Origin of the sequence: Nocardia otitidiscaviarum NBRC 14405 (assembly GCF_000308635.1) — a bacterium.
In the GTDB taxonomy this organism is placed as follows: Bacteria; Actinomycetota; Actinomycetes; order Mycobacteriales; family Mycobacteriaceae; genus Nocardia; species Nocardia otitidiscaviarum.
In genome coordinates this window covers 1-1,138 of record NZ_BAGD01000013.1, presented here as the reverse complement: position 1 = coordinate 1,138, position 1,138 = coordinate 1, and the positions used below count along the sequence as shown (strand labels likewise).

Genomic DNA, 1,138 nt, shown 5'->3' with positions numbered 1-1,138 from the left:
CCGAGCGGTCGGTCGAATACTCCTCGACGAACGCCTCGTCGCCCGCCTCGGCCCCGAGCGCGTACGCGAGATCATTGACGCTGTTCACGAATCGCTGTTGCAGCAATTTGCCGACGTTCACGTTGTGCAGCCGGACTTTCGGGCGAGCCATCGCCTACCCCTCTCCGCTGCTGCACAGCACCACCGTGCCGGTACGGCTACTGTGCGGTGAGCGCCACTGTTCGACCTGCACGCGGCAGCGTCGGCCGCGCACGGTCACCTCGTCGCGGTTGGTGATGTCCAGCTCGGGTACGTGGTAGATCGAGAACTCGACGCGGTCGCCGTCGCGGCCACGGTCGACGTATTCGGCTGTCGCGCCGGGGGCGACCGCCAGGACGGCGAGCACGGTGTCGACCCACGGCAGCGGGTTGTTGTCGCTGTCGAATCCGCCGCCGCGGTGGCGGGTCACGGTTTCGCTCATGGGCGCGGGTTCACCTTGTAGCGGTCGAGCACGCGCAGTTGCGCCGCGGTGAACGCGCCCGCGCCCTTGGTGCCGCCGAAGGTGAACGGCCCCATCGTTTCCGGCAGCTCGCCGCCCGATCCGACCGGACCGGACAGGGCCGACGAGGTCGCATCAAGCACGACGGACACGATCGGCGCGGGCACCTCGGCGTAGCCGTGCGTGCATTCGACGACGACGGACCGGTACCGGTTGGTCCAGCATCGGCCCAGCGGCAGCCGCCGCAAGGTGCCGTCCTCCGACCATTCGTATTCGGTGGCGGGAATGACGACGCCGTTCTCGGCGACCGACGCGACGGCCGACAACCGCAGTGTCGGCACCTGCACCACGGCCGCGCCGCTGCCGTCGAGAGTGATCGTCTCGGTTGCCGTGGGCGCGATGTGCCATCCGCAGTAGTCCCGGATATCGCCGATCACGCCGTCGAGGCGGGCCTGTTCGAGACCGGTTCCGGCGGCGAGCGCCTGATACTCGGCCAGCGACAGCAGCGGCGCAGTCACCTACGCGCCCTTGTTCGCTGCCGCGCGGGCCTTGTTCGCGGCGGCGCGCTGCTTCACGGCTTCGGCGTCGACAACCTTGACCGACACCTGCTCGGCTGCCCTCTTCGCAGTGGCGCGGTGCTCGACGGTGTCGGCGTCGGTC

At 69.4% G+C, this 1,138-nt stretch carries 2 protein-coding genes; both read right to left on the bottom strand.

Annotation, left to right across the window (positions count from 1 at the left end; all coding sequences use genetic code 11):
* Window positions 1–154 precede the first annotated feature (154 nt).
* Entirely contained in the window at window positions 155–460 is a 306-nt protein-coding gene (locus ON31_RS00050) for a hypothetical protein (RefSeq protein WP_039807886.1), read from the bottom strand.
* A complete protein-coding gene (locus tag ON31_RS34370) occupies window positions 457–996 on the bottom strand; it encodes a hypothetical protein (protein ID WP_051036562.1) in 540 nt (179 codons plus the stop codon). The genes ON31_RS00050 and ON31_RS34370 overlap by 4 nt, the downstream gene beginning before the upstream one ends.
* Between the last annotated feature and the right edge of the window lie 142 nt (window positions 997–1,138).

Excerpts from the sequence above, each read along its gene's own strand:
- ON31_RS00050 (WP_039807886.1), bottom strand. The coding sequence starts at position 460 with ATGAGCGAAACCGTGACCCGCCACCGCGGCGGCGGATTCGACAGCGAC.